The organism is Pseudoalteromonas sp. 0802 (assembly GCF_013350085.1).
In the GTDB taxonomy this organism is placed as follows: Bacteria; Pseudomonadota; Gammaproteobacteria; order Enterobacterales; family Alteromonadaceae; genus Pseudoalteromonas.
The window spans coordinates 674534-701491 of the sequence record NZ_JABVXE010000001.1 but is presented as its reverse complement, the minus strand read 5'-3'; the positions used below and the strand labels follow the sequence as shown (position 1 = coordinate 701491).

The 26958-nt window shown below is 41.6% G+C and carries 21 protein-coding genes; 12 read left to right on the top strand and 9 right to left on the bottom strand.

Annotation, left to right across the window (positions count from 1 at the left end):
- Positions 1-381: 381 nt before the first annotated feature.
- The 4 genes from gltB to HUS61_RS03190 all read left to right on the top strand — a co-directional run bounded on the left by gltB (position 382) and on the right by HUS61_RS03190 (position 7444).
- Positions 382-4839 carry a glutamate synthase large subunit gene (gltB, locus tag HUS61_RS03205; protein ID WP_175082187.1) on the top strand — a complete coding sequence of 1486 codons (4458 nt, stop codon included), beginning with the start codon at positions 382-384 and terminating at the stop codon, positions 4837-4839.
- 9 nt (positions 4840-4848) lie between these two features.
- The gene (locus HUS61_RS03200) at positions 4849-6264 is read left to right on the top strand and encodes an FAD-dependent oxidoreductase (protein ID WP_058585227.1); all 1416 of its coding nucleotides are present in this window, start codon (positions 4849-4851) and stop codon (positions 6262-6264) included.
- A 261-nt stretch (positions 6265-6525) separates the two neighbouring features.
- Complete coding sequence (locus HUS61_RS03195; protein ID WP_235575464.1) at positions 6526-6738, top strand: hypothetical protein; 213 nt, start codon at positions 6526-6528, stop codon at positions 6736-6738.
- Between the two features lie 13 nt (positions 6739-6751).
- A complete protein-coding gene (locus HUS61_RS03190) occupies positions 6752-7444 on the top strand; it encodes a response regulator (RefSeq protein ID WP_175082188.1) in 693 nt (230 codons plus the stop codon).
- A gap of 22 nt (positions 7445-7466) precedes the next feature.
- Here the strand turns inward: HUS61_RS03190 and HUS61_RS03185 are convergent, their stop codons facing one another.
- The 6 genes from HUS61_RS03185 to nadK form a co-directional block, all read right to left on the bottom strand.
- On the bottom strand, positions 7467-7928 hold the full coding sequence (locus tag HUS61_RS03185) for a hypothetical protein (protein WP_054561715.1): 462 nt from the start codon (positions 7926-7928) through the stop codon (positions 7467-7469).
- 66 nt (positions 7929-7994) lie between these two features.
- A complete protein-coding gene (locus tag HUS61_RS03180) occupies positions 7995-10037 on the bottom strand; it encodes an ATP-binding protein (protein ID WP_175082189.1) in 2043 nt (680 codons plus the stop codon).
- A gap of 66 nt (positions 10038-10103) precedes the next feature.
- On the bottom strand, positions 10104-10502 hold the full coding sequence (locus HUS61_RS03175) for a hypothetical protein (RefSeq protein ID WP_175079086.1): 399 nt from the start codon (positions 10500-10502) through the stop codon (positions 10104-10106).
- A gap of 47 nt (positions 10503-10549) precedes the next feature.
- Positions 10550-12223 carry a DNA repair protein RecN gene (recN, locus tag HUS61_RS03170; protein WP_054561711.1) on the bottom strand — a complete coding sequence of 558 codons (1674 nt, stop codon included), beginning with the start codon at positions 12221-12223 and terminating at the stop codon, positions 10550-10552.
- Between the two features lie 68 nt (positions 12224-12291).
- Positions 12292-12855 (bottom strand): hypothetical protein, encoded by a 564-nt coding sequence (locus HUS61_RS03165; protein WP_175079087.1) that lies wholly within the window; start codon positions 12853-12855, stop codon positions 12292-12294.
- Positions 12856-12950: 95 nt separating this feature from the next.
- Positions 12951-13835, bottom strand: a complete 885-nt coding sequence (gene nadK, locus HUS61_RS03160; protein ID WP_175082190.1) for an NAD(+) kinase — start codon at positions 13833-13835, stop codon at positions 12951-12953.
- Positions 13836-13955: 120 nt separating this feature from the next.
- Here nadK and HUS61_RS03155 point away from each other — a divergent pair, with 120 nt between their 5' ends.
- Positions 13956-14900 (top strand): HrcA family transcriptional regulator, encoded by a 945-nt coding sequence (locus HUS61_RS03155; protein WP_175079088.1) that lies wholly within the window; start codon positions 13956-13958, stop codon positions 14898-14900.
- Between the two features lie 58 nt (positions 14901-14958).
- Positions 14959-15567, top strand: coding sequence for a nucleotide exchange factor GrpE (grpE, locus tag HUS61_RS03150; protein WP_054551515.1), 609 nt, complete (start codon positions 14959-14961; stop codon positions 15565-15567).
- A 68-nt stretch (positions 15568-15635) separates the two neighbouring features.
- Here the strand turns inward: grpE and HUS61_RS03145 are convergent, their stop codons facing one another.
- A complete protein-coding gene (locus HUS61_RS03145) occupies positions 15636-16826 on the bottom strand; it encodes a Bcr/CflA family efflux MFS transporter (protein ID WP_175082191.1) in 1191 nt (396 codons plus the stop codon).
- A 192-nt stretch (positions 16827-17018) separates the two neighbouring features.
- Here HUS61_RS03145 and HUS61_RS03140 point away from each other — a divergent pair, with 192 nt between their 5' ends.
- Entirely contained in the window at positions 17019-17816 is a 798-nt protein-coding gene (locus HUS61_RS03140; protein WP_054561706.1) for a M48 family metallopeptidase, read from the top strand.
- A gap of 113 nt (positions 17817-17929) precedes the next feature.
- Positions 17930-18433: a hypothetical protein gene (locus tag HUS61_RS03135; RefSeq protein WP_175079089.1), complete on the top strand. Its 504-nt coding sequence runs from the start codon at positions 17930-17932 to the stop codon at positions 18431-18433.
- A gap of 58 nt (positions 18434-18491) precedes the next feature.
- Here the strand turns inward: HUS61_RS03135 and HUS61_RS03130 are convergent, their stop codons facing one another.
- The gene (locus HUS61_RS03130; RefSeq protein ID WP_175079090.1) at positions 18492-19274 is read right to left on the bottom strand and encodes an outer membrane protein OmpK; all 783 of its coding nucleotides are present in this window, start codon (positions 19272-19274) and stop codon (positions 18492-18494) included.
- A 92-nt stretch (positions 19275-19366) separates the two neighbouring features.
- A complete protein-coding gene (locus tag HUS61_RS03125) occupies positions 19367-20680 on the bottom strand; it encodes a Na+/H+ antiporter NhaC family protein (protein ID WP_054561704.1) in 1314 nt (437 codons plus the stop codon).
- A gap of 280 nt (positions 20681-20960) precedes the next feature.
- Between HUS61_RS03125 and dapB the strand changes: the two genes are divergently transcribed.
- The 4 genes from dapB to greA all read left to right on the top strand — a co-directional run bounded on the left by dapB (position 20961) and on the right by greA (position 26865).
- Complete coding sequence (dapB, locus tag HUS61_RS03120; protein WP_175079091.1) at positions 20961-21758, top strand: 4-hydroxy-tetrahydrodipicolinate reductase; 798 nt, start codon at positions 20961-20963, stop codon at positions 21756-21758.
- 207 nt (positions 21759-21965) lie between these two features.
- Positions 21966-23102: a glutamine-hydrolyzing carbamoyl-phosphate synthase small subunit gene (gene carA, locus HUS61_RS03115; protein ID WP_055020805.1), complete on the top strand. Its 1137-nt coding sequence runs from the start codon at positions 21966-21968 to the stop codon at positions 23100-23102.
- Between the two features lie 16 nt (positions 23103-23118).
- Positions 23119-26337, top strand: coding sequence for a carbamoyl-phosphate synthase large subunit (gene carB, locus HUS61_RS03110; protein WP_175082192.1), 3219 nt, complete (start codon positions 23119-23121; stop codon positions 26335-26337).
- Between the two features lie 51 nt (positions 26338-26388).
- Complete coding sequence (gene greA, locus HUS61_RS03105) at positions 26389-26865, top strand: transcription elongation factor GreA (protein ID WP_054561700.1); 477 nt, start codon at positions 26389-26391, stop codon at positions 26863-26865.
- Positions 26866-26958 lie beyond the last annotated feature (93 nt).

The window sequence follows — 26958 nt, the reverse complement described above, 5'->3', positions numbered from 1 at the left end:
CTATGCTAAAGCCAATAGTAAATAATGATGCAGTTAGGCTAGCCGAGACCCCGTCAAAAACTGCATTGATATTCATGAGGTGAATAATTATTCAAAACAAGTTGCAGTTTACGTTAACGTAAAGAGTCCGGATTTTAGATTGTTTTTTTACAAGTTGTTAAATTTGACACCAGTGTCATAAAAAAATAACGGGTAAAATACGACTAAATGTAAAAAAATAGCATAGAATTTAAAAAGTGCCTTAAGTGAGAAATATTCATGAATATGAATATGTATTCAAAACTCTATTGACTCATGAGGTATTTGGCGATAGTTTTGTTCGTCTGCTAGCACTGTCACAAAAGACTGAACCGCTAGTCGTTGTAGCAAGGGGAGGGGTCTATGTTATACGACTCAAAATTAGAAAAAGATAATTGTGGCTTTGGCTTAATAGCCCAGGTCAATGGTCAGGCGAGTCACCGCTTGATTCGAACAGCAATCACTGGCTTAGATCGCATGGAACACCGTGGTGGTATTTCTGCTGATGGTAAAACAGGTGATGGCTGTGGTTTATTAATGCAAAAACCTGATAGTTTCTTTCGCGCTATTGCCAGCGAACATGATTGGCACCTAGGAAAGAACTACGCCGTTGGCATGGTATTTTTAAATGCCGATCCTGTACTTGCGCAAACAGCTAAAGATGTGTTGAGTGAAGAACTCGAAAAAGAAACCTTGAGCATTCAAGGCTGGCGCGTTGTACCTACTGATGCGTCTTGTTTAGGGCCAATTGCAAAAAAACAACTACCAGGCTTTGAACAAATTTTTGTAAGCGCACCAGAAGGCTGGCGTCCAAAAGATTTAGAGCGTCGCTTGTATGTAGCGCGTCGTCGTGCTGAAAAACGCCTCGAAAACGATGAACATTTTTATATTGCCAGCTTATCTGGTTTGGTCACTGTCTATAAAGGCTTAATGATGCCTGTAGACTTACCTAACTTTTATTTAGACCTAGCTGACATTCGCATGACCAGTGCGATTTGTGTATTCCACCAACGTTTCTCTACTAATACACAACCTCGTTGGCCACTGGCGCAACCATTCCGCTATTTAGCGCATAATGGTGAAATTAATACGATTCAAGGTAACCGCCAATGGGCTCGTGCCCGTGCGTATAAGTTTGCCTCACCACTTATTCCTGATTTGCAATCAGCAGCACCATTCGTGAACGAAAGTGGCTCTGACTCTTCAAGTTTAGATAATATGCTTGAATTGTTCTTAGCCGGTGGCATGGATTTATTCCGTGCAATGCGTATGCTTGTGCCGCCAGCATGGCAAAAAAACCGTGCTATGGATGATGACCTACGTGCATTCTACGACTTTAACTCAATGCATATGGAACCATGGGATGGCCCAGCTGGTATTGTAATGTCTGACGGTCGTTTTGCAGCTTGTAACCTTGACCGTAACGGTTTACGCCCTGCGCGCTATGTAATCACGCAAGATGGTTTTATTACCCTTGCTTCAGAAGTAGGTATTTGGGACTACGCGCCAGACGAAGTGGTTGAGAAAGGCCGTGTTGGCCCTGGTGAGTTATTAGTTATTGATACTCATCAAGGTAAAATTTGGCATTCAGATGAGATTGACCAAGATCTTAAGTCACGCCATCCATATAAAGCATGGCTTGAAGCAAACGTTAGGCGTTTAACGCCATTTGAACAGTTATCTGAAAAAGATGCGGGTAACCGTTCTTTTGATGACGAAACACTGCTTAAATATCAAAAAATGTTTGGCTACACCAACGAAGAGCTTGATAGCGTGATTCGTGTTATGGGTGAAAATGGTCAAGAAGCAACAGGTTCAATGGGTGATGACACGCCATTTGCGGTACTGTCAGAGGGTCATCGTTCACTGTTCGATTACTTCCGACAGAAATTTGCGCAAGTAACGAACCCACCAATTGACCCGCTTCGTGAAAATCACGTTATGTCACTGGCAACCTGTATTGGTAGTGAGCAAAACGTATTTAACGAAACAACCGGCCATGCTAAGCGTTTACAGTTTGATACGCCGATTTTGATGTACGCTGATATGCAACAGCTGATCAATGCTGACGATGAGCATTACAGTTACTGTAAAATTGATATCACTTACACACTAGAAGAAGGCTTAGAAAACGCAATCACACGTATTTGTGATGAAGCACAAGAAAAAGCAGCGTCAGGCTGTGTCATGCTTATTTTAAGTGACCGTAACTTTAGCGAAACGCATTTGCCAATCCCGGCTGCGATGGCGGTTGGTTCAATTCAAAAGCGTTTAGTCGATAATAACTTACGTTGTGAATCTAATATCATCATCGAATCAGGCAGTGTCCGTGATGCGCATCAATTTGCGGTATTACTTGGTTTTGGTGCAACGGCAATTTATCCGTACCTTGCTTATGAATCATTAGTTGCAATGAGCGACAAAAAGACCCTGAACAAAAGCTATTGCGAAGTAACGCTTGCTTATCGTAATGCGATTAATAAGGGTCTGTATAAAATTATGTCGAAAATGGGTATCAGTACTGTCGCTTCGTACCGCTGCTCAATGTTATTTGAGGCAGTTGGTTTATCAGATGCGGTTGTAGAAACTTGTTTTAACGGTGTAGCTAGTCGTATTAAAGGGGCATGTTTTACTGATTTTGATGATGACCAACGTAAACTTCATAAGCTGGCATTTAGTAAACGTAAGTTATTAAGTCATGGTGGCTTATTAAAATATGTTCACGGTGGTGAGTACCATGCTTATAACCCAGATGTTATTCAAACACTGCAAAAGGCAGTGCGCTCTGGGGATTATAAAGACTACTTGGCATATGCTGATTTAGTAAATAACCGCCCGATCACCAATTTACGTGACATGCTGGCGGTGAAAATTCCTGATACAGGTGTGAGTGTTGATGACGTAGAGCCAGCAACTGAGCTGTACAAACGTTTTGACTCAGCCGCAATGAGTATTGGTGCATTATCGCCAGAAGCGCATGAAGCACTCGCGATTGCAATGAACCGCTTAGGTGGTTGTTCAAACTCTGGTGAAGGTGGTGAAGACAAGCTACGCTACGGTACAGAGAAAAACTCACGTATTAAGCAAGTTGCTTCGGGCCGTTTTGGTGTAACACCACATTACTTACGTAGCGCTGATGTCATTCAGATTAAAGTGGCGCAAGGCGCAAAACCAGGTGAGGGTGGTCAATTACCGGGTGAAAAAGTAACGCCGTATATTGCAAAATTACGTTACTCAGTGCCGGGTGTGACCTTGATTTCGCCTCCGCCGCATCACGATATTTACTCGATTGAAGATTTAGCCCAGCTTATTTTCGATTTAAAACAAGTAAACCCAGATGCACTGATCTCGGTGAAACTCGTTTCTGAGCCGGGTGTAGGTACTATCGCAACTGGCGTAGCTAAAGCCTATGCAGATTTAATTACCATTGCTGGTTATGACGGTGGCACAGGTGCAAGCCCGCTTACTTCTGTTAAGTATGCAGGTAGCCCTTGGGAGCTTGGTCTTGCTGAAACCCAGCAAGCGCTGGTAGAAAATGGTTTACGTCATCGTATTCGTTTGCAAACTGATGGTGGTCTTAAAACGGGTTTAGATATCATTAAGGCGGCTATTTTAGGTGCTGAAAGCTTTGGCTTTGGTACTGGCCCTATGGTGGCACTAGGTTGTAAATATTTACGTATTTGTCACTTAAACAACTGTGCGACCGGTGTTGCAACGCAAGACGATACGCTGCGCCAAAAGCATTATCATGGCCTGCCAGAAATGGCGATGAACTACTTTAAGTTTATAGCCGAAGAAGCACGCCAAATTATGGCAAGCTTAGGTGTAACTCGTTTAACTGATTTAATTGGTCGTTTGGACTTACTTGAAGCAATTGAAGGCAACACAGAGAAACAAAAGAAAGTAGATCTGTCGTCTGTGATTGCTGTGCCTAACAACCCTACGGGTGAAACCTTATATTGTAGTGCGCCAAATAGCTCACACTACTTAGGTCAGCTAAATGAAACCTTGCTTGAAAAAGCCAAGCAAGCAATTGATGAAAAATCGGGTATTTCGCTGGTTAACCGTATTTGCAATACAGACCGCTCAGTGGGCGCTATGTTGTCAGGCTATATCGCCTCTAAACATGGTAACCAAGGTATGGCTGCTGATCCTGTCTCTATTGAGCTTCATGGTACAGCGGGTCAATCATTCGGTGTGTGGAATGCTGGTGGCCTTGAAATGACACTCGTTGGTGATGCTAATGACTATGTTGGTAAAGGCATGGCTGGCGGTAAGCTAGTAATTCGCCCACCGCTGGGTTCATCATTCGAAAGCCATAAAGCAACCATTGCCGGTAATACCTGTTTATATGGTGCAACAGGCGGTAAATTATTTGCTGCAGGCTGCGCTGGTGAGCGTTTTGCTGTGCGTAACTCAGGCGTACAAGCGGTTGTAGAAGGTGTTGGTGACAACGGCTGTGAATACATGACAGGTGGTGTGGTTTGCGTACTTGGCAAAGTGGGTATCAACTTTGGTGCAGGTATGACAGGGGGATTTGCTTATATTCTTGATGAAGGCAATGACTTTGAAAAACGCATTAACCCTGAGCTTGTTGAAATTGTCACGCTTGAAGGGTTGGCGTCACACCAAGAACATTTACGTGGACTCATTGCTGAGCATTTAGAGCTTACAGGCTCAAACCGCGCTGAGCAGATTTTAGCTAACTTCGATTTATACATGCCTATGTTTAAATTAGTTAAGCCAAAATCTAGTGATGTAAAAAGTTTACTCGGACACAGAGCGCGCAGCAGCGCAGAGCTTCGTGTTCAGGCTCAGTAAGGGGGTAGTATGAGCGAAAATGTATACCAGTTTATCGATGTACAACGTGTTGATCCGCGTAAAAAGCCAATTTCAGCACGTAAACAATCTTTCGTAGAAATCTACGAGCCATTTTCTGAGACACAAGTTAACTCACAGGCGGATCGCTGTTTAGATTGTGGTAACCCGTACTGTGAATGGAAATGCCCAGTACATAACTATATTCCACAATGGTTAAAGCTCATTCGTACTGGCCGTATTTTAGAAGCGGCAGAGCTGTCTCACCGTACAAATAGCTTACCAGAGGTGTGTGGACGAGTTTGTCCACAAGATCGCTTGTGTGAAGGCTCTTGCACACTTGAAGAAGAGTTTGGTGCTGTCACTATCGGTAATATCGAAAAATACATCACTGATACGGCCTTTAAGATGGGCTGGAAACCAGATATGTCGTATGTGGTTTGGTCTGACAAAAAAGTGGCTATCATTGGTGCAGGCCCAGCTGGCTTAGGTTGTGCGGATATTTTAGTACGTAACGGTGTTAAGCCTGTGGTGTTTGACCGTCACCCAGAAATCGGTGGTCTTCTTACGTTTGGTATTCCTTCATTCAAACTTGAAAAAGAAGTAATGCAAAAGCGTCGTGAAATTTTCACTGAAATGGGTGTCGAGTTTCAGCTAAACACTGAAGTTGGCGTTGATATTACGCTTGATGAAATCTTAGCAGAATATGATGCCGTATTCTTAGGTGTTGGTACTTATCAAAGTATGCGTGCAGGCCTTGAAAACGAAGATGCTGATGGTGTGTTTGATGCACTGCCGTTCTTAATTGGTAACACAAACCGAGTAATGGGCTATGCAGAAGATAAGCAAGCTTATATCGATATGGCGAACGAAAAAGTCGTTGTGTTAGGCGGTGGTGATACAGCAATGGACTGTGTGAGAACCTCCATTCGACAAGGTGCTGCAAAAGTAACCTGTGCTTATCGTCGTGACGAAGAAAACATGCCAGGCTCAAAGCGCGAAGTTAAAAATGCCCGTGAAGAGGGCGTAGAATTTACCTTTAACGTTCAACCTAAAGGTATCGTGGTTGACGAGCAAGGTAAAGTTGCTGGCGTTAAGATGGTGAAAACGCAACTTGGTGAGCCGGACGAAAATGGTCGTCGTCGTGCTGAAGAAGTAGCAGGTTCTGAGCATGTTATTGAAGCAACCAAGGTGCTCATGGCGTTTGGTTTTAAACCTCATAAAATGGATTGGCTAGAACCGTATGGTGTTGAAATCAATCACTGGGGTGGTATCAATGCACCAGAAAAAGGTGAATTTACTCACCAAACAACCAACCCTAAAATCTTTGCTGGTGGCGATATTGTCCGCGGTTCAGATTTAGTGGTAACGGCTATTTTCGAAGGCCGAAATGCCGCTGAAGGGATTATGGATTACTTAGACGTTTAATTCTAAGGCGCCATTCAACACTTTAAAAGCAAGCTATCGAGCTTGCTTTTTTATTGCCTATTTTTAAGCTGTTTTGAGAATCAAACCAAGATTCAGAAAAATAATGAAAAAATAACGCTTATTACCTACAATCTACGAATGAATTTTACAGTTAAATAGAAAAAATTCATTATTTCGTACTAACTCCATATTTGCTCCATATTGTTGCGTTTTAATGTTTATCAGAGGCAGAAGCCCATCTGAATATTTGATGCTAACAACATGGATAAAAAGAAAATGTTTTGCGAACACACAAATAACGAGCAGTTAAGCTTTTTTCAGCCAAGTTCAAAATCTGAAAATGATTTACTCAATGAGGTCATGAATAGTGAAGATTTGCACGATATTCTGACTATGGTTTTACTAGATGAAACCTTATCAGACGCCCTCAAAGCGATGGTGAAGCAACAACTAAAAACAATAAAAAAAATATAAAACGGAAATAAAAATGCCGCAGATATTAGTCGTTGAAGACGACTTAGATATTGCAGAACAAGTGCTGTTGTTCTTCAATGCATCTGGCTTTACTACTCACCACATCACTGATGGCAGTGCTGTGGTGTCGTGGGTTAAAGAAAATAGTCCGGATGCAATAATTCTAGATGTAATGTTGCCCAATTTAGATGGCGTGGAATGCATGAAGCAGATCCGCGCTTTTTCTATGGTGCCTATTATTATGGTAACCGCTAAAGTCGAAGAGGCTGATAGGTTGAAAGGGCTAGAACATGGCGCTGATGACTATGTCTGTAAACCTTTTAGCGGTGCAGAGCTGGTGATGCGTGTTAAAGCTATTTTAAGGCGCTGCGCGCCAGTATCTAGTCGCAATGAAACTGTTGAAACGCCAGCTACTATTTGTTTAAACGAAGATGCGCTTGAAGTTGAGATTAAAGGTGTGTCTTTGGGTTTAACTAAAGTGGAATTTGACGTATTTAAGCTTTTGTATAAAGCCCCTAAGCGCGTTTTTTCAAGACAGCAGATACTTGATCATATCCAACCCAATAACTTTGATATTACCGACCGCGTAATCGACAGTCATATCAAAAATATTCGCAAAAAACTAAAGAATTTACAGTTCTCTCCTAAGATAGTCGCTTCCGTTTACGGTGCAGGCTATCGCTATGATGAACGTCAAATCGATTGATTTGGCGTTCATCGCTTTCATATCAGTTACACAAAGTACGTTCACCTTTTCGAATAGAATGGCTGAACACATACACTGATAATTCTCTTGCTTGAATATCTTGCCAAATGCGTTTGCTAGGACTAGGGCACAACGCATAATGTAAATATTGACTTAACGCCTCACCTTCAAGGGCTATCGCAGTAGGCGTTTGTACATAAACCTGAATCGCATTAGTAGAGTACTTTATTTGATTTAAGCGCCACTGGCCCATTAAGAATTGCTTTGCAAAGAACTGAGAAATACGTTGTTTAGCAGCTTCAGATAGTGGAGGGTACTCTATTGGCTTTTCGTAGCTTGCATAATAGAGTCCTGCACTTAACATTATGCTGGCAAGGGCCGCGTAAATTGGCAGTGGCGACTTTTTGGTTTTTTTAACTTTGCTTTGGCGGTGTTTACGCTCAACAGATTTTGCCCATTGAGCGTGCTTTAATGACTCTGACATGGTTCCGTTCCACAGTAGTTTATAGTGCTATTTAAGCAATAAAATGTGGTGGAAAAATGGAGAGGCTTATTTATTGCCTAAAGGCAGTAATATTCTGATACATAAGCCACCTGACTTACCTGGTAACGCGTTAATATTACCTGACATCAACTCAACAAAACTCTGACAAATTGATAACCCTAAACCAGACCCCCCCGATGCACGGCTACGAGACTCTTCAACACGATATAATCGGTCAAAAAGTTTGCCTATATGAGCTTTACCGACACCGGGAGAAGTATCATCGACTTGAATAAATAGTTCTTGCTTGTTGACCCGAACTTTAAGTCGGACATGGCCTGGCGAGTCTGTGTATAGACACGCATTAGTAAAAATATTGTTGAGGATTTGGTCGAGCTTTTGTTTATCTATCGTGACCTCAACCTCATCAGCAATAACAATGTCAGCAAAAAATGTGAGCTGATGACTGCAAACATAACGGCGCATGTCTTGCTCGTATTCAGCAAAAATTTGCGCGGCATTATATTGGTGAAGGTTCAATGTCAGGGTTTTGTTTTCAGCTTGAGATAACTGATATACATCTGAAATTAAGTTATTAAGTTGCGCTATCTTGCCATTAATTTTGCTGTAGGCGAGATCGCGGTTTTCTTGAATATCGAGCTCAAGCGCTTCTATATGCAGTTTTAATACACTCAGTGGGGTACGTAATTCATGAGAGATATCAGCAAGCATTTTGTCTTTTTCAATTAAGTTATATTGATAAAGCTTGGCTTTAAATAACGCTTTTCGATGCTTGAAATAATAGAGTAATAACGCAAGTGTACTAAACAACAAAACAATACCAGCAGATAACAACCAAATTTGTTTTTCTAGTCGCTGGTTATTCATTTGTGCAGTTGCGAGTTTGTTTTTTTGAATTTCATCATCAATACGTTGCTGTTGCTCGATTGCTGTTAATTGCTTTTTATTCTTTTCGACGGCTTTATTTAAATGCTCTTCAAATAAAGACTCGGCCAGTTTATTTTCAAGCTTTAGCTGCTCAGCAGCTAGCTTGTAATCACCGATAAGTTCAGCATAAATTGCGGTATAGCCGTGCTGTTTTTGATTCAATAAGCGGTTATCAATATCAGTTAACAACTCTTTTGTTCGACTTAAATAGAGACCAATTAGCTCAGAGTTTTTAAGTGCTAAATGTAATTCAACTAAGTTAAAGTAAGAGTAAATTTTACTTAAAGCCGAGCCAGATTTAAGCGCTGCGTTGAGCCCCGACTCTGCACTACTCAATGCCATATGCTGGTTGCCTATTTTCAAATACAATTGCATCAACGTATGCTTCGCCGTCGCCATATTTTCATAGGCATTGATATCGGCTAATCGTGTATAGGCGTTATTTAATAAGGGAAGAGCCTGCTCTAAATCGCCTCGTTTATACACCAGCTTGGCAAGTTGTAAGCTGGTATCTGCAATATTCATTTGGTTTTTGGTTTTAATATCAAACTCGAGTGCTTTTTTATAGAAGTACTCAGATTGCGAAAGGTCATCAAGCCTGTGAGCAAGGTTTGCTAAGTTATAAAAATTAGTGGCAACTAGTTCATAATTATCGCTGTTTTCTAATAACGCTTGTGCTTTTACTTGATGATGCATTGATTGTTCAAGATCATTAAGCGTGTCGTAGAGTGAACCTAAATTGCTATGGCTTTGTGCTTGTAGGTTTTTGTCTTCAAGCTCATTTGCAAGTGCTAAGGCTGCCATATAATGATTTTTTGCTTCTATTGTTTTTACTTGGCGACGGTAGTTGATCCCTAGCTCTTTTTGAATGTGGTATTGGTCTTTTTTACTCAAACTAGCAAGCTTTTGTAATGGCGATAGCAGTTCTATCGCCTCGTTATAATGACCTTGTTTACGTAAAAGAGGCGCTTGTGCCATAGCAATTTCGGGGGGCGATGTAGCGCTATTATTATCTTTGTATTGCTCAAGAATAGTGAGTGCTTCACTGAGCTTGCCTTGGTTCTCAAGGTCAGTGACTTGATTTAATAGAGAGCTTGGCAGTGAAGCTGCTACACACAAGAAAGACAGTAAATACGTAGCAATAAGTAAAGAGTATTTCATTTGCAGTCAGAATAAGCTTAATGTGTGCTTATACTAACCAGCAAATGTGTGCAAATTATGGAGCGGCTACCAACAGCCTGTCAGAGAGCTTTTCACTCTATTAGTGTGCTGTTTAAGCAATAAATAACTAATACCAACAAGTAATGTATGGCCTATTGCAAATACAATTAACCATGACGAAAAGTCGAGTGTTAATTGATTAACAGCTAGCATGCTAATTAACATTAATACTAAAGATGAATTTAACACAGTTTGTAGTAACTGCTTAAAGCGTAAATGCTTCCAACGACTCCAAATAACCAACAAAAATGCGGTAGTCGGGAGGGCAATTAAAATACATTCAAATAAAATAACGATTAATTGCGCACCTTGATAAGCTGAATCAGCTGTTGAACCCTGTGAATGGTTTGAACTCAGCGCAATCAAGCCAAGCACTAAAGCGGTAAACATATTTTTAATATTCATTTCTAAACTCTAAACAACTTAAACTCTCAACAGTATTAATTATCAACTTATGCATGTGCGCTAATAAGCTCTTTGGCATTCGCTCGTGCCATTTTACTAATGTTGTCGCCAGCAAGTAGTCGGGCAATTTCATCGATACGGCCATCTTTTGAAAGTTTATTCATTTGTGTAAAGGTTTCGCCGTTTGCAATTTCTTTGGCTACAAAAAATTGCTGATGCCCAGAACTTGCAACCTGTGGCAAGTGAGTTACACAAATAACTTGGGTCGATTTACCTAGCTGGCGTAATAGCTTGCCGACTGCAGAAGCAGTAGGGCCTGAAATACCTACATCAACTTCATCGAAAATGAGGGTCGGCGTTGTAACACGCTGAGCAATAATTACCTGAATAGCTAAACTAATGCGCGATAACTCACCACCAGAGGCCACTTTAGACAGTGCTTGTAGCGGTTGACCCGGGTTGGTCGATACCAAGAACGACACAGTATCAAAACCCATTGCACTTGGTGCTTTATCGCTAGCTTGTTGAATATCAATAGCAAACTTGCCGTTTTCCATCGATAAATTCGCCATGCTATCACTAATTAACTGATTAAGCGTATCTGCATAACTATGGCGGCTTTCACTTAATAGTTGAGCTGCTTGTTTGTACTGCTCAAGGGCATCGCTGATTTCGCTTTCAAGTGCCACAAGGCGGTCGCTGTTATAACTAATTGATGCTAATTCTTCAGAGATTGACTGGTGAAACTCAACAAGCTCTTCTGGCTTTATGTGATGTTTACGGGCAAGATCCATAGCACCTGTTAAACGAGTTTCAACTTCGTCTAAGCGTGCTGGGTCTAAGTCGGTAACATCAACATAGCTGCGTATCTCGCGGCTTGCTTCTTCAACTTGAACGGCAGCTTCACTCAGTAGTGATGCTATGCTAGATAAGCTCTCATCGTAGCTTGCTAGCTCTGCAAATTGTTGAGCACTATGTTGCAATAATGAACACGCACTTTGCTCATCACTTTCGTATAAGTGTTGTAGCTCACGTTGGCATGACTCTAAAATAGTCTGGCTATGGCTTAGTTTATGATGCTCAGCTTCAATCTCTTCAAATTCACCCGGTTGCAGAGCAAATTCATCAAGTTCGGCTACTTGATACTCAAGTAATTGCTTTTGAGCTGCCTGTTGCTGCTGTTGTTGTTCAAGCTGGTTAAATTCTTTGAGTAAGGCTTGGTAGGCTTTAAAGCGTTCTTTAACATCAGCTAATAATTGATTGTGGCCGGCATAGGCATCAAGCAGATGTAGCTGGTGTTCAGCTTTTAATAAATGTTGATGGGCATGTTGCCCGTGAATAGAAATTAAGTACTGACCTAACTCTTTTAACTGTGCAGCGGTAACTGAGCTGCCATTAATATAGCTTTTGCTACGGCCATTTTTGCAAATAACACGGCGTAGTAAACATTCGCCTTCGTTGTTTGAGAGTAAATGTTGCTCTAAAAAGTGTTGGGCAAGAGGGAGTTGGCTAATATCAAATTGTGCGCATATTTCTGCACGATCAGTACCAGGGCGAACGGCACCAGCATCAGCGCGTTCACCTAAACATAAAGAGAGGGCATCAATTGCAATTGATTTACCCGCACCTGTTTCACCTGTAATGGCTGTCATACCATTGTGCCACTCAGTACTTAAATTACTTACAATGGCAAAGTTTTTAATTTCTAACCCGATTAACATACTGTTTATCCATCCAGCTAATTAACTGTTAATTTATACAGTGTTTTCGGGTTTTGCAAATTAAATTTTTAAGCTTTGCTTAATTCTGACAATTGATTTTCTGGTGTGGAATCATCTGACGCTTGTGTGCTCTGGGCTGGCGGCTGATCGTCTTGTAAATCGGCGGGGGGCTGATATTTAATTACTTCAATGAGTGATGGAAGGGACTCTTGGTAAAACGCTTTGTTATATTCAATGCCATTGTAAGGTAATTCAGCCATGAAATACTGTAACCTGTCTGCAAGCTGATCAATCTGTTCTGGGCTTTGTGCTTTACTGGCTTCCATAATGATTGTGTTAAGCAGTAAATCACTAATGTATTCAAGATATGTGAGGTTTTCTTCGTTATGGGCTTGCACAACAAAGTAATTGCTAGTGATCATGCTCAAACGCGAGATGTTCTTCGGACGAATGATTTTACTCTCGCTGAAATCAATTAACTTATCTTTAAAATCATTATTGATTTCTTTTACTCGTTGATTAAAACGTTTTTTTTCAGCTTCAATAGCCTTGCGACGGTTGCTCTCAACCATCCAGTAACAACCTAGCAAGGTGATCAGTAATAACAGAGCAAGAAAAACGATATAGCTCATTTCGCCTTAGAATCCTTAAAATAATACAGCATTAAGTTTGATTATTTTGCGCTATTCAATGTGCCTTGGCAATCAATTGAGATAAAAAAAGCCGCTTAAAATAAGCGGCTTCCCCAGTTTAATTTTTTTCTTAATACATTGTAGTAAGAGTATTCTTTAGGGTGGATCAAGCGCAGACGCTTATCTGCTTTTTTTATCACCACTTCATCGCCAGGTAATACAGCTAAAACCACATGGCTGTCACAACTGACTTGCAGGCTATCAGTATTGTCAAGACTGAGCTTTAAACGCACTTCGTTATCAGCATCAACCACAAGAGGGCGGCTTGATAATGTGTGCGGGAACATAGGCACAAGTGAAATCGCATTAAGCTCTGGCGTCAAAATCGGCCCGCCACCAGATAATGAATAAGCAGTTGAACCAGTTGGGGTTGAAACAATTAAACCGTCTGAGCGTTGCGAGAATACAAAGTCGTTGTTGATAAAGGCCTCAAACTCAATCATGTGGGCAACTTTATCAGCATGAAGTACTGCTTCATTCACTGCCAAGTTTGCACTTTTGAGTTCGGCATGGCGATATACTTCAACTTCAAGCAAGAAGCGTTTTTCTTCGAGGAACTGGCCACTTAATACTTGTTCAAGGCTGGCTTCGAAACCTTCTGGGTTTAAATCAGTTAAAAAGCCTAGATTACCACGGTTTACACCAATTACGGCAACATCAAAACGCGCTAAAACTCGAGCTGCGCCAAGCATATTGCCATCACCGCCGACGACTATGGCTAAGTCTGCACGTTCACCTAAATCGACTAATTTAACAAGGTTTTCTCGGGGAAGATCTTCAAGTTGGCGGCCGGTGCGCTGTTCTACTAGCACTTCAAAACCCAAGGCTCGCAAAAATGTGTGAAGGCGAGCAAGTGTGGCAGCTGCCCCGCTGTGATTAGGTTTGCCAATTAAACCTATGGTTTTAAACGGTGAATCCATGTTATTTGCACTTAAACTTTCATATCGCTAGATTACATTAAAAATTAATGCTTTGAAAATAACTTGAAATAAACTTGCGGCGCCCAAATATCCACTGGCAAGAAGCAAGATGTATAAATTATGAAATTAAATCCGCGTGACCAACAAATTTTTTCAGCTGTAATGAGCCTTTACTGTAACGGTGAAGGCCAGCCTGTTGCCTCTACCCGAATTGCCAAACAAAAAGGCATGGCGGTATGCTCGGCAACGGTTCGTAACGCAATGGCACGACTTGAAAAAGAAGGCTTGCTTTATTCGCCACATACTTCTGCTGGCCGCGTACCTACCAATGCTGGGTTTGATTATTGGCTTACTGAGTTTTTTGCTCTGCCTGAAATTGCAACATATTGGCAGCCCGAGCAAGCACAATTAGTTGAGCTCGCCCATGGTTTGAGTCAGCGCTATAAAGTGTGTTGTTGTGTGGGCTTACCTCAAGTCAGCTCACAGCTGGTCTTTCGAGTAGAGGTGCTTGATTTTGATGGTAGCAATTGGCTTATTCTACTGATCGATAGAGCAGGGCAAAGCCATAACATTTGCATTACCAAACCTGAAGATTCATCGGATGTCGTTCGTTACCAGTTTGCTACTTGGCTTAATACCGTATTTAGCCAGCAAACCTTAATGGAAGGCTTATATCGAATGCAGGCAATGGCAGCCACTGCACCACATAATTGCCATGACTCTTTAACACAATGGACTCGGCAATTAAGTCAAAAACTCGGTTCAGATAACAGCATTGTGGTAGGTGAAAACTACCTTTACCGCCAAGTTGATTGCCAAACCAGCTTAAATATTGGTGTATCGTTTTTAAATTTTGTTGAAGACAAACTCGCATTTAAAAATGGGTTATCGGTGTTAAACACAGAACAATTGCCATTTACAGACTGTAATGAGTTGATGGTGATCAGCGTTCCTTATTTCAATAACCATGAATACCAGAGCCGATTTTGCGTAATTTGTCCAAAATCAGCGCAAATAGAAGCAATCATCCAAGAATTTAAGTTAATCGGCTCATCAGCCTCTTGAATCTTTTAATTCAATCCCCATAATTACCGCAGTTGTAAAGAATTGGAGCATGTAAGCTATGTCTGAGCAGACAAAATCACCAGAGCAAGAAGTTGAACTAAACGAAGAATTTGAACAAATGCAAGCTGAAGTAGAAGCTGCAGAAAAAGCGGCTGAACAAGTTGACGGCGAAGAAATGAGCCCTGAAGCTGAAATCGCACTACTACACAGCGAATTAGAAGCGGCTAAACAAACAATCAACGATCAAAAAGACAGTGTTGTTCGTGCTGCTGCAGATGTTGAGAACATGCGTCGTCGTGCCGCTCAAGATGTAGAAAAAGCGCATAAATTTGCACTTGAAAAGTTTGCTAACGAATTACTACCTGTTATCGATAACCTAGAGCGTGCGATTGAGTTTTCTGATAAAGAAAATGAGCAGCTTAAGCCTGTGCTTGAAGGTATCGAAATGACTGTTAAGAGCTTTAATGATGCGGTATCAAAATTCGGTGTTGAAATTGTTAACCCACAGGGTGAACAATTTAACCCTGAATTCCATCAAGCAATGTCAATTCAGCCGAGCAATGATGTAGCGCCAAATACTGTTCTTGCAGTAATGCAAAAAGGTTATACATTAAATGGCCGTTTATTACGCCCTGCAATGGTTATGGTATCGAAAGAAGCTGAATAAGCTCTAAAGAGATATAAAAAATGCCTGTTAATTACAGGCATTTTTTTTATTACAATTGTGTTCAATATTTAAGTCGATTGGTATCGTTTTCGATGCCAAAGCTGTACAAGTAAGATCAGTATCAGTGCGCTGAACATCATAGCAGAAAATGGAATCGCACTTTGTGGGTGAACAAAAGCAAGGATAGGCCCAACTAAAGCGCCACTGCCGAATCTCAGGGTACCAATAACAGCTGTTGCAGTGCCTGACTTTTCCTCAAATTGCATCAGTATTAATGAGTCTGCATTACTCGCGACAATACCCAAGCTCATCATCAGTGGTGCGATGGTAGCAACGATAAAATACAGCGATAAATGCATCACACTGAATAACAACAATGCCCCGCCAGACACAAAGCCAATACCTAGCCCAATAAATAACAGTTTACGAGAACCTAAGCGCGGCACTAAACGTGTATTCATAAAGTTACCGAACATTAAAGCCAGCACGTTAAAGGCGAATAACACACCGAACAATTGTTCATCTACTTTGAAGAAATCGAGATATACATAAGGTACCGATGTTAAAAAGCAAAAGAATGCAAATGAGGCAAACATTGAGCTGGCAATATCGGCAAGGGCACTACGACGAGAAAATACCGTTTTATAACTATTAAAGAACAGTGCCAAACCACGTTGCTGACTCTTAAAGATTGGAATATCGATTAAATGAATTTGCACCAAAGCTAAAATGGCAAAACTGTAAGCAGCTAATGCAATGAAAATAACCTGCCATGTTGAAATTCCCATGATTAATGAGCCTAGAGTAGGCGCAATTAACGGGGCAACCATCATAATCATCGAGACATAAGACATGCCCTTGGCGGTGTTCTCTCGGTAAATGTGGCGAATAATACCTGGCACTACGACTGTCGCAGCGGCACCTGTGAATGCTTGCACGGCTCTTAAAGACCAAAATAATTCGATGTTGGTACAAAATGCCAGTGCTAATGAGCTGCTCCCAAATAGTGCTAAGCCCACCTTTGCGAGTAATCGTCTACCAAGTTCATCGGCTATCGGGCCAAAAAACAACATACCCAGAGCATAACCCGCCAAATAAATACTGAGCGAGATTTGCACATTTGGCATGGTAGTTTGTAAGTCGTTGGCAATCACCAACATTGCCGGTAAATATAAATCAATTGCTAAAGGCGTAATTGCGACAATACTTGCCAGTAAAGGTAATAAAATGCGTTTATTTAAAGTCTCAGGGGAAGGCATTGTTTACTCATTCATCAAACATTAGGTCACTATTGTAGCAGTGTGAGTCACTGTGGTGAACTTAGTTTGCCTGCTAAGTAAAAGAATTAACCAAATGATAACAAGTGAGCGGGTGATTGTTCATTTTCATATAAAATTAAGCAATGCTTTGCTATATTAGCCACAATTACACTAAGTATTTGAAGGACTAGTATGAAAAAGTTAATCATGGCAGTGTTAGCCACCGCTGTTTTAGCTGGCTGTAAAACCTCTCCAACAGGGCGTACACAAATCGCGCTTTATTCAGACCAACAAATGAGCCAAATGGGTCAAGCAAGTTTTGCTGAAATGAAAAAAACACAACCTGTTAATACCGATCCTGGCGTCAATGCTTATGTGAAATGTATTGCCGATGATGTTATTGCCGTTTTACCTAACGAGTATGCAAAGCAATCGTGGGAAGTAGTCGTGTTTGAAGAAGACTCAGCAAACGCATTTGCATTACCGGGGGGTTATATTGGCGTTCATACAGGTTTATTAAAAGTTGCTGTAAATCAAGATCAACTAGCAACGGTACTAGGTCACGAGGTTGCACACGTTATTGCTGAGCATTCTAATGAACGTGTATCACAAAATGCATTGTTACAAACAGGTCTGCAAGTTGGTGGTGCAGCACTTGATATGGGTAATGTGCAATATCGCGGTGAGATCATGCAAGCTTTAGGTTTGGGGGCACAGTATGGTGTTGTCTTACCGTTTAGTCGCTCACATGAATCAGAAGCAGATATTGTTGGCTTAGATTTAATGGCAAAAGCAGGGTTTAACCCAGAGCAATCTGTATCGCTTTGGCAAAATATGAGTGCTGCGGGCAGTAGCGGTACTCCAGAATTTATGTCGACTCACCCTGCACCGGGTAACCGCATTAAAGAGCTTCAAAAGCACATGTCGGATGCATTAAAAGCCCAACAAGCCGCTAAAGCAAAAGGCAAAACCCCACAGTGTAAACTGTAATTAAATCTTCCCAGAGCTGCTTATGCAGCTCTTTTTGTTTCATTTTTCGTCGATGTCTATTATCATCAAATAACTATCTGATTTAATAATAAAAACAATTAAATGGAATTAATATGAAGTATTCTATCCCTACTTTTTTGCTATGTACTTTAGTGTCTTTAACCGCCTGTAAAAGCACCAAACAGCAGCAAACTCAAGCAATTGCCTTAAAGCCTACACCTCCTATAGCGTTAAATGCAGTGCATTTTGCCCTTGGAGTTGAAGCAGATAAAGTTCAACGTGATTGTGTCATGCTTGATAAGTTAGCTAATTCAATTACTGATTCAGCAAAAAATTATTTAGTAACATTAGTTGAACAACAAGAAAAATCCAAAGCAGAGTATGTCGTTGAAGCGAAATATATTGAAATAAACTCGCATAGATGGGTTTTTCCATCGGTGAGACCAAGCTCATCAGCAACATTACATGTGCAACTTAAAAAAGGTGATGAGATTATAGCTAAAACAACGAAGGAAATTGGTTCAGGAGTTGCTTTTGGTGCCTGCGACCGTTTAGAGAAAATAGCTGTTGCAGGTGGTCGCTATGTGTCTAAATGGACTTCTAATCAATTTAATTAAAACAAAGCCCGTATTCTAGCTGACTATACAGGCTTTAATTTTTTCAGCTTTCAGCTTATTAGAACGTCCACTCAACGTGAAGTTGTGGTACTGACTCAGTTGTGTCTGTACCTAGCTTGTTGTGCCAGTATTGCCACTCAAGGCCTAGCAGTAAGGTGTTTTCTTTCATGCTCATTGCGTGACCTAAATCCCACGTAATGATTGGCTGCGCTAAAATCCACGCTTTAACATCTTCGCCAAATTCATTTTCACGCTCTGCAATGTATTCTACATGGCCTGTTACGTTGAACTTTTGTGAGCCAATAGTAAATGGGTAGCCCCAAGCAACATCAATCATCCAGCTGTTTGTTTCAGTTGGTGCGCCACCGCGTGCTACGCCTTCACTGTCATCGATGTAAGCGGTAAATAAAGTAGATAAAAAGCTAAAGCCCGGTGCTTGCCAGCTAAGCTTTACACCAGGTAAATACTTAAGAACTTTCGAGTCACCTGCGGCATTAAAACCTGCCGTTAAACCCACATCAGCAATTGCGCCGTATGAGAAATCACTGCCAGAGATTTTTGATAAGCTAAATGTTGAATACCACTCACCGTAAAAGTCTTTATCTTGATAGCCATCTTGACGGTCGTCGTCGCTGTAATCAATAAAAAAGAAGTTGTCGCCATAGTCATAACCAGACGCATGCTGTAGTGATACAACCGTGGTATTTGACTTAGTTAATGAAAACGGGTTTTTGTGTTCACCGTTATTAACGTGTAATTGCGTAGAGCTCCAATTAGCGGCATAGCCAGAAGTACTTACTGCACAAAGCGCAGCAACAGAAAGGATCTTTTTCAAGTTCATATCTCAATATTGATGGTGTAAAGGGGGATACAAAGGTTGGATTATAGCAGATACGCCCATATTTGGGCGTATCTTGAGAAAAATTATTTAACTTATGCTTTATTTCTGCGTAAGCAAATTACTGCAACGGCAGTAAAGGCAAGAATAAAGCAGTAGTAAGAAGAGGTAGAGACTTCCCATGGGCTAATTTTGAATGTTGCGCCGAGTAGAAGTGCTTGTGCGCCATACGGCAATGAGCCTTGCGTAACACAAGCAAAAATATCAAGTAAGCTTGCTGAACGCTTGCCTGTAATTTCGCCATCATCTGCTAATTTTTTAGCAATTGGGCCTGCAACAATAATAGACACGGTATTATTGGCAATACATAAGTTACTAGTCATAACCAGTGCAGCAATACCTAATTGATCTGCTACTTTACGGTGCCATTTTGCAATGATTTTTGTAATTGCCTGAATTTTGTTAGCAATATAATCAAGACCACCATTAATACGGATAAACTCTGAAAGACCGCCAATAAACATCGATAGCAAGAAAATTTCCTGCATGTCAGTAAAGCCTTTATAAACATCTTTAACAAAACTCGCACCTTCATAGCTGCCAGTAAAGCCCATAAGTGCAGCGAAGATTATACCGCTAAACAGCACCACGAATACGTTAAAGCCCATTACCGCGAGCACTAAGATAAAGGCATAAGGTAATACTAGTAAGATATCGAAGTCTTGTGTCTCTACAGCTTCTGCAGCAGGCGTTAAGAAGAATAACAAGCCGATAGTTAATGCCGCAGCAGGTAAGGCGATTTTTAAGTTCTCACGAAATTTATCTTTCATTTCACAGCCTTGCGTGCGGGTTGCAGCAATAGTTGTGTCAGAGATGATTGATAAGTTATCACCAAACATGGCACCTGATACAATCGTGCCTGCCATCAGGGATGGATCAATGCCTGTTTTTTGGGCGACGGCATAAGCAATCGGGCCAATCGCACCGATAGTACCCATTGAAGTACCCATCGCAGTCGACACTACCGCAGCAATTAGAAATAACCCAGGTAGTAACAGAGCAGGTGGAATAAGTGATAAACCGGCATTAACTACGGCATCAACACCACCGGTTGCACCAGCAACCGCAGAAAATGCACCGGCAAGCAAATAAATCAAACACATAGTGATGATGTTGCTATGGCCCGCACCTTTAATAAAGGTTTCAACACTGTGGTTGATGGTATTTTTATTTAAGATAAACGCCAGCATGATAGCTGGCAAAATTGCCACTGGAGCAGGCAATTGATAGAAGGCGTAATCGACACCTTGAGACTGTAAGTATAAGCCAGCGCCTAAAAATAAGCCGACAAACACCAAAAGCGGCAGCAAAGAAAGCTTTGCTTTTGTTTTATTAAATGATGGCTGCATCATATTCCTCGTTAGATAACCAATAACACAGCCAAACACTTCTTTTAGCTGTATTTAGTTGTGTCTAAAAGACATCAACAGCGCCCGCAAGCCAAAGACCAAATCGGCGCAAAGGAAGAAGTTTAAATGTATAGATGGCTAAATGCAAAGACTATCTGTTATTATTGTTGTTCTATTAATAAATCTAAAATTAGCTCTGTATTTTTTATAAGCTAACCTGACTATTACATGAGTTTTCGATAAAATCCAGCCAGCTAAGAAGAATAGATAAGGTAACTATATGAACCGCATAGGTGTATTTGGCGCAAACGGCCGCATGGGACTTGCACTTTTAGAAGCTGTCTCAAAAAAAGATGACGCAACATTAACGGGCGCGTACGTGCGTGATAACTCGCCACTTTTAGATATTGCGGTTAATCAATTAAACAGCGCTGCATCATCAGATGTAACATTTAGTAAAGAAACTGACGTAAAAGATGCTGATGTATTGATTGATTTCACTTTACCGGCAGGAATGCGCAACCATTTAAAAACAGCGGTCGAAAAAAATATCGCGATGGTAATTGGTACTACGGGCCTTAACCAAGATGATCTTGATGCGCTTAATGAAGCGGCGAAACACATTCCGATTGTTTTTGCCCGCAACTATAGCGTAGGTGTGAATTTACTGCTTAACTTAGTGCAGACTGCGGCTGTGAAGTTTGGCGATGACATGGATATCGAAATATTTGAAGCTCATCATCGTCACAAAATCGATGCGCCATCAGGAACTGCATTGGCAATTGGTGAAGCTATTGCCGAGGCAAAAGGTTGGCAGCATGATGAGGTCGCGCGTTTTGATAGAAGCAATGACGAACACGCAAAATCGCAAAATGAAATAGGTTATTCAGTCATGAGAGGCGGAGATATAGTAGGTGAACACACCGCATATTTCGCAACTTCTGGCGAAAGGCTAGAATTAACTCATAAAGCAAGTTCAAGAATGACCTTCGCGTTAGGTGCCGTAAGAGCTGCGGGCTGGTTGAAAAATAAACCAGCTGGACTTTATGACATGCAAGATGTGCTTGACTTGAAGTAGTTTAGTTTCTTTTTTGGCAGTTTCAGTGAATTTTTAGTTAATAACGCTTATTTTTACTATTTTATTAATTAAGATTAGATCTGAAAGCTAAATTGCTGTAGAATAGCGCCAATTTGCCAAAAATTCATAAATGCGTGTTTCCAATCGCTATAAACGGGCAGTAGAGCAAATGACTTTACTCCCGTTTTTTACTGTTAGGAGGTTAACTTGACTAAATCCGCTCTGTTAGTCCTAGAAGACGGCACAGTGTTTCGCGGTACTGCAATCGGCGCTGACGGCATGTCAGTCGGTGAAGTAGTATTCAATACGTCTATGACTGGTTATCAAGAAATTTTGACTGACCCTTCATACGCGGAACAAATCGTAACTTTGACGTACCCACATATCGGTAATACGGGTACTAACAGCGAAGACGAAGAAGCGGGTCAAATCTGGGCTAAAGGCCTAGTGATCCGTGATTTGCCACTGCTAGCAAGTAATTTCCGTAACGAGCAATCGTTAAGTGATTACTTAAAAGAACGCAATATCTTAGGTATTGCTGACATCGACACTCGTAAATTAACACGTATCTTACGTGATAAAGGCGCTCAAAATGGTTGTATCATTGCAGGCGACGAGTTAGATGAGAATAAAGCGCTTGAAGCTGCGCAAGCCTTCCCAGGCTTAAAAGGCATGGATTTAGCAAAAGTTGTCTCAACCAAGGAAAATTTTGAGTGGCGCGAATCAAGCTGGACGTTAGGTTCAGGCTTTAAAACGCTAGAAGCAGCAGACGAGAAGTTCCACGTTGTTGCTTATGACTTCGGTGTTAAACGTAATATCTTACGTATGTTAGTTGACCGCGGTTGCAAATTAACCGTTGTTCCTGCACAAACATCTGCAGAAGACGTACTGGCATTAAACCCAGACGGTATCTTCTTATCAAATGGCCCAGGCGACCCTGAGCCGTGTACTTACGCGATTGAAGCAATTAAAACTTTCCTAGAAACAGACACGCCAATCTTTGGTATCTGTTTAGGTCACCAATTACTTGCACTTGCTTCAGGTGCACAAACGGTGAAAATGAAGTTTGGTCACCACGGTGGTAACCACCCAGTTAAAGACCTTGACCGCAATGTTGTAATGATCACAGCGCAAAACCACGGTTTCGCAGCTGACGAAGCAACATTACCAGCGAATTTACGTGCAACTCACGTATCATTATTCGATGGCACGCTACAAGGTATTCACCGCACAGACAAGCCTGCATTTAGCTTCCAAGGTCACCCTGAAGCAAGCCCAGGTCCACATGATGCGGCACCATTATTTGACCACTTCATCGACCTGATGCAAGCACGTTCTAACTAATTTAACCGGAGTAACAATGCCAAAACGTACCGACATAAAAAGCATTCTTATCTTAGGCGCAGGCCCGATCGTAATCGGTCAAGCTTGTGAATTTGACTACTCTGGTGCACAAGCGTGTAAAGCACTACGAGAAGAAGGCTTTCGAGTAATTCTTGTAAACTCGAACCCTGCAACTATCATGACTGACCCTGAAATGGCGGATGCGACGTACATCGAACCAATTCACTGGGAAGTGGTAGAGAAAATCATTGAAAAAGAAAAGCCAGATGCAGTACTGCCTACTATGGGTGGTCAAACAGCATTAAACTGTGCACTTGATTTAGATAAGCACGGCGTACTGGCAAAACACGGTGTTGAGCTAATTGGTGCAACTGCTGATGCAATCGATAAAGCTGAAAACCGTGAGCGTTTTGACGAAGCAATGAAGAACATTGGCCTTGAGTGTCCGCGTGCAGAAATCGCTCACTCAATGGAAGAAGCACACGATGTACTTAGCCGCATCGGTTTCCCATGTATCATTCGTCCATCATTCACTATGGGTGGTACCGGTGGTGGTGTTGCATACAACCAAGAAGAATTTGATGAAATTTGTGAGCGTGGTTTAGATTTATCACCAACAAATGAACTTTTAATCGATGAATCATTAATCGGTTGGAAAGAGTACGAAATGGAAGTTGTTCGTGACAAAAACGACAACTGTATCATCGTATGTTCTATCGAAAACTTTGACCCTATGGGTGTTCACACTGGTGACTCAATCACGGTTGCACCAGCGCAAACACTAACTGATAAAGAATACCAAATCATGCGTAATGCATCGATGGCGGTACTTCGTGAAATCGGTGTTGAAACAGGTGGTTCAAACGTACAGTTTGGTGTGAATCCAGTTGATGGCCGTATGGTTATCATCGAGATGAACCCACGTGTATCGCGTTCTTCTGCATTAGCATCAAAAGCAACCGGTTTCCCAATTGCGAAAATCGCTGCAAAACTAGCAGTAGGTTACACCCTTGATGAGCTACAAAACGACATCACTGGCGGTAAAACACCAGCGTCTTTCGAGCCGTCAATTGATTACGTTGTTACTAAGATCCCACGTTTTAACTTCGAAAAATTCGCAGGTTCAAACGACCGTCTTACAACACAGATGAAATCTGTAGGTGAGGTTATGGCGATTGGTCGTAACCAACAAGAATCACTGCATAAAGCACTACGTGGTCTTGAAGTAGGCGCAACGGGCTTTAACCCAATTGTTGCCCTTGATGATCCGAAAGCAAAAGAAAAAATCATCCGTGAATTACGTGAGCCAGGTGCTGAGCGTATTTGGTACGTTGCTGATGCAATGCGTCACGGTATGAGCGTAGAAGACGTATTCGAATTAACTAAGATTGACCCTTGGTACTTAGTACAAATCGAAGACATCTTAAAAGACGAAGCAACAATCAGCGAAGTAGGTATGGCTGGTCTAAATGCTGAGTTTTTACGTAAGCTTAAGCGTAAAGGTTTTGCTGATGCGCGTATCGCTGAAATTGCCGGTGTTTCTGAAGCAGAAATTCGTAAGAAGCGTCACCAGTTAGATATCGTGCCTGTATATAAGCGCGTTGATACGTGTGCTGCGGAGTTCAGCTCAGACACAGCTTACATGTACTCATCTTATGATGAAGAATGTGAAGCGAATCCATCTGACAAAGATAAAATCATGGTAATCGGTGGTGGTCCTAACCGTATCGGTCAAGGTATCGAATTCGATTACTGTTGTGTTCACGCAGCATTAGCTTTACGTGAAGACGGCTATGAAACAATTATGGTTAACTGTAACCCTGAAACTGTTTCAACTGACTACGATACATCTGATCGTTTATTCTTCGAGCCAATCACGCTAGAAGATGTATTAGAAATCGTACGCGTTGAAAAGCCAAAAGGTGTTATCGTTCAGTACGGTGGTCAAACACCACTGAAACTTGCTCGTGAACTTGAAGCGAATGGTGTGCCAGTTATTGGTACTTCACCAGATGCAATCGACCGTGCAGAAGACCGTGAGCGTTTCCAACAGCTTGTTGAGCGTCTAGATCTTCTTCAACCAGAGAATGCAACGGTTACTTCTTTAGAAGAAGCGATTGTTAAGTCTGCTGAAATCGGCTTCCCACTGGTTGTACGTCCTTCTTACGTACTAGGTGGTCGCGCAATGGAAGTAGTTTATGATGAAGACGATTTACGTCGTTACATGACTGAAGCAGTATCAGCGTCAAATGAAGCGCCAGTACTACTTGACCACTTCTTAGATAACGCAATCGAAGTTGACGTTGACGCTATCTGTGACGGTGAGCAAGTAATCATCGGTGGTATCATGGAGCACATTGAGCAAGCAGGTGTTCACTCAGGTGACTCAGCGTGTTCATTACCAGCTCACTCACTAACTGCTGAAGTACAAGACGTAATGCGTAAGCAAGTGACTGATATGGCACTAGAGCTTGGCGTAGTAGGTCTGATGAATACTCAGTTTGCTGTGAAAGACGGTAAAGTTTACTTAATCGAAGTAAACCCACGTGCTGCACGTACAGTACCATTTGTTTCTAAAGCGACAGGTATTGCACTTGCTAAAGTTGCTGCACGTTGTATGGCGGGTCAGTCGCTAGCAAGCCAAGGTATTACAAAAGAAGTAATCCCTCCTTACTACAGCGTAAAAGAAGTGGTACTGCCATTTGCTAAGTTCCAAGGTGTTGACCCAATCCGTGGCCCAGAAATGCGCTCAACGGGTGAGGTAATGGGTGTTGGTGAAACTTTCGCCGAAGCATTCGCTAAAGCACAATTAGGTGCAAGCAACACTTTACCACGCGGTGGTCGCGCGTTACTATCGGTACGCAACAGTGACAAACCACGTATCGTTGAACTAGCTAAAACCATGACTGATCTTGGTTTCGAGCTAGATGCAACAGGTGGCACTGCAAAAGCACTTGAAGAAGCAGGCATTGCAGTTCGTCGCGTGAATAAAGTATACGAAGGTCGTCCTCATATTCTTGATAGAATTAAAAATGGTGAATACAGCTACATTGTAAACACTACTGAAGGCCGCCAAGCGATTGAAGATTCGAAGGTGTTACGTCGTGGTGCGTTACAGCATAAGACTAACTACACAACGACTCTGAACGCGGCATTTGCTAACTGTACTGCAAACCAAGCAGACGACCGTAGCAAAGTGACGTCAGTTCAGGAACTACACCAGCGAATGAACTAAGGAAATGTGCCAAGGGCGAGGCAATCGCCCTTGGGATTAAGTGAGAATAATATGCAATCAATTCCGATGACAGTTCGTGGTGCAGCATTACTGCGCGAAGAACTTAACGAATTAAAAACAGTTACCCGTCCAAAAATCGTTGCTGATATCGCTGAAGCGCGTGAGCACGGTGATTTGAAAGAAAACGCTGAATACCATGCTGCTCGTGAGCAACAAGGTTTCTGCGAAGGCCGTATTCAAGAAATTGAAGCGAAGCTTTCAAATGTGCAAATCATTGATGTAACTAAAATGCCTAACACAGGTAAAGTTATTTTTGGCACAACGGTCACTATCGTTAATGTTGAAACCGATGCTGAAGTAAAATACCGAATCGTAGGCGATGACGAAGCAGATATCAAAAATAACCTGATTTCTGTTAACTCACCAATCGCGCGTGGTTTAATTGGTAAAGAGGTAGATGATGCCGTTATCATTAAAACACCAAACGGTGAAGTAGAGTACGAAATCATTGAAGTTGAGTATATTTAGTAGCTTAACCAAGCATTGAGAAAAACCGCAGTTAATACTGCGGTTTTTTTATGCCTGTTTACAGGCGTGGATTTATTCGGTACGTTGGCTACA

Excerpts from the sequence above, each read along its gene's own strand:
- HUS61_RS03165 (WP_175079087.1), bottom strand. The coding sequence starts at position 12,855 with ATGAGCTATATCGTTTTTCTTGCTCTGTTATTACTGATCACCTTGCTA.
- dapB (WP_175079091.1), top strand. The coding sequence starts at position 20,961 with ATGAACCGCATAGGTGTATTTGGCGCAAACGGCCGCATGGGACTTGCA.
- HUS61_RS03130 (WP_175079090.1), bottom strand. The coding sequence starts at position 19,274 with ATGAACTTGAAAAAGATCCTTTCTGTTGCTGCGCTTTGTGCAGTAAGT.
- HUS61_RS03155 (WP_175079088.1), top strand. The coding sequence starts at position 13,956 with ATGAAATTAAATCCGCGTGACCAACAAATTTTTTCAGCTGTAATGAGC.
- HUS61_RS03180 (WP_175082189.1), bottom strand. The coding sequence starts at position 10,037 with ATGAAATACTCTTTACTTATTGCTACGTATTTACTGTCTTTCTTGTGT.
- HUS61_RS03195 (WP_235575464.1), top strand. The coding sequence starts at position 6,526 with ATGGATAAAAAGAAAATGTTTTGCGAACACACAAATAACGAGCAGTTA.
- HUS61_RS03185 (WP_054561715.1), bottom strand. The coding sequence starts at position 7,928 with ATGTCAGAGTCATTAAAGCACGCTCAATGGGCAAAATCTGTTGAGCGT.
- HUS61_RS03200 (WP_058585227.1), top strand. The coding sequence starts at position 4,849 with ATGAGCGAAAATGTATACCAGTTTATCGATGTACAACGTGTTGATCCG.
- HUS61_RS03145 (WP_175082191.1), bottom strand. The coding sequence starts at position 16,826 with ATGCCTTCCCCTGAGACTTTAAATAAACGCATTTTATTACCTTTACTG.
- recN (WP_054561711.1), bottom strand. The coding sequence starts at position 12,223 with ATGTTAATCGGGTTAGAAATTAAAAACTTTGCCATTGTAAGTAATTTA.
- grpE (WP_054551515.1), top strand. The coding sequence starts at position 14,959 with ATGTCTGAGCAGACAAAATCACCAGAGCAAGAAGTTGAACTAAACGAA.
- carB (WP_175082192.1), top strand. The coding sequence starts at position 23,119 with ATGCCAAAACGTACCGACATAAAAAGCATTCTTATCTTAGGCGCAGGC.
- gltB (WP_175082187.1), top strand. The coding sequence starts at position 382 with ATGTTATACGACTCAAAATTAGAAAAAGATAATTGTGGCTTTGGCTTA.
- greA (WP_054561700.1), top strand. The coding sequence starts at position 26,389 with ATGCAATCAATTCCGATGACAGTTCGTGGTGCAGCATTACTGCGCGAA.
- nadK (WP_175082190.1), bottom strand. The coding sequence starts at position 13,835 with ATGGATTCACCGTTTAAAACCATAGGTTTAATTGGCAAACCTAATCAC.
- HUS61_RS03125 (WP_054561704.1), bottom strand. The coding sequence starts at position 20,680 with ATGCAGCCATCATTTAATAAAACAAAAGCAAAGCTTTCTTTGCTGCCG.
- HUS61_RS03175 (WP_175079086.1), bottom strand. The coding sequence starts at position 10,502 with ATGAATATTAAAAATATGTTTACCGCTTTAGTGCTTGGCTTGATTGCG.
- HUS61_RS03190 (WP_175082188.1), top strand. The coding sequence starts at position 6,752 with ATGCCGCAGATATTAGTCGTTGAAGACGACTTAGATATTGCAGAACAA.
- HUS61_RS03140 (WP_054561706.1), top strand. The coding sequence starts at position 17,019 with ATGAAAAAGTTAATCATGGCAGTGTTAGCCACCGCTGTTTTAGCTGGC.
- HUS61_RS03135 (WP_175079089.1), top strand. The coding sequence starts at position 17,930 with ATGAAGTATTCTATCCCTACTTTTTTGCTATGTACTTTAGTGTCTTTA.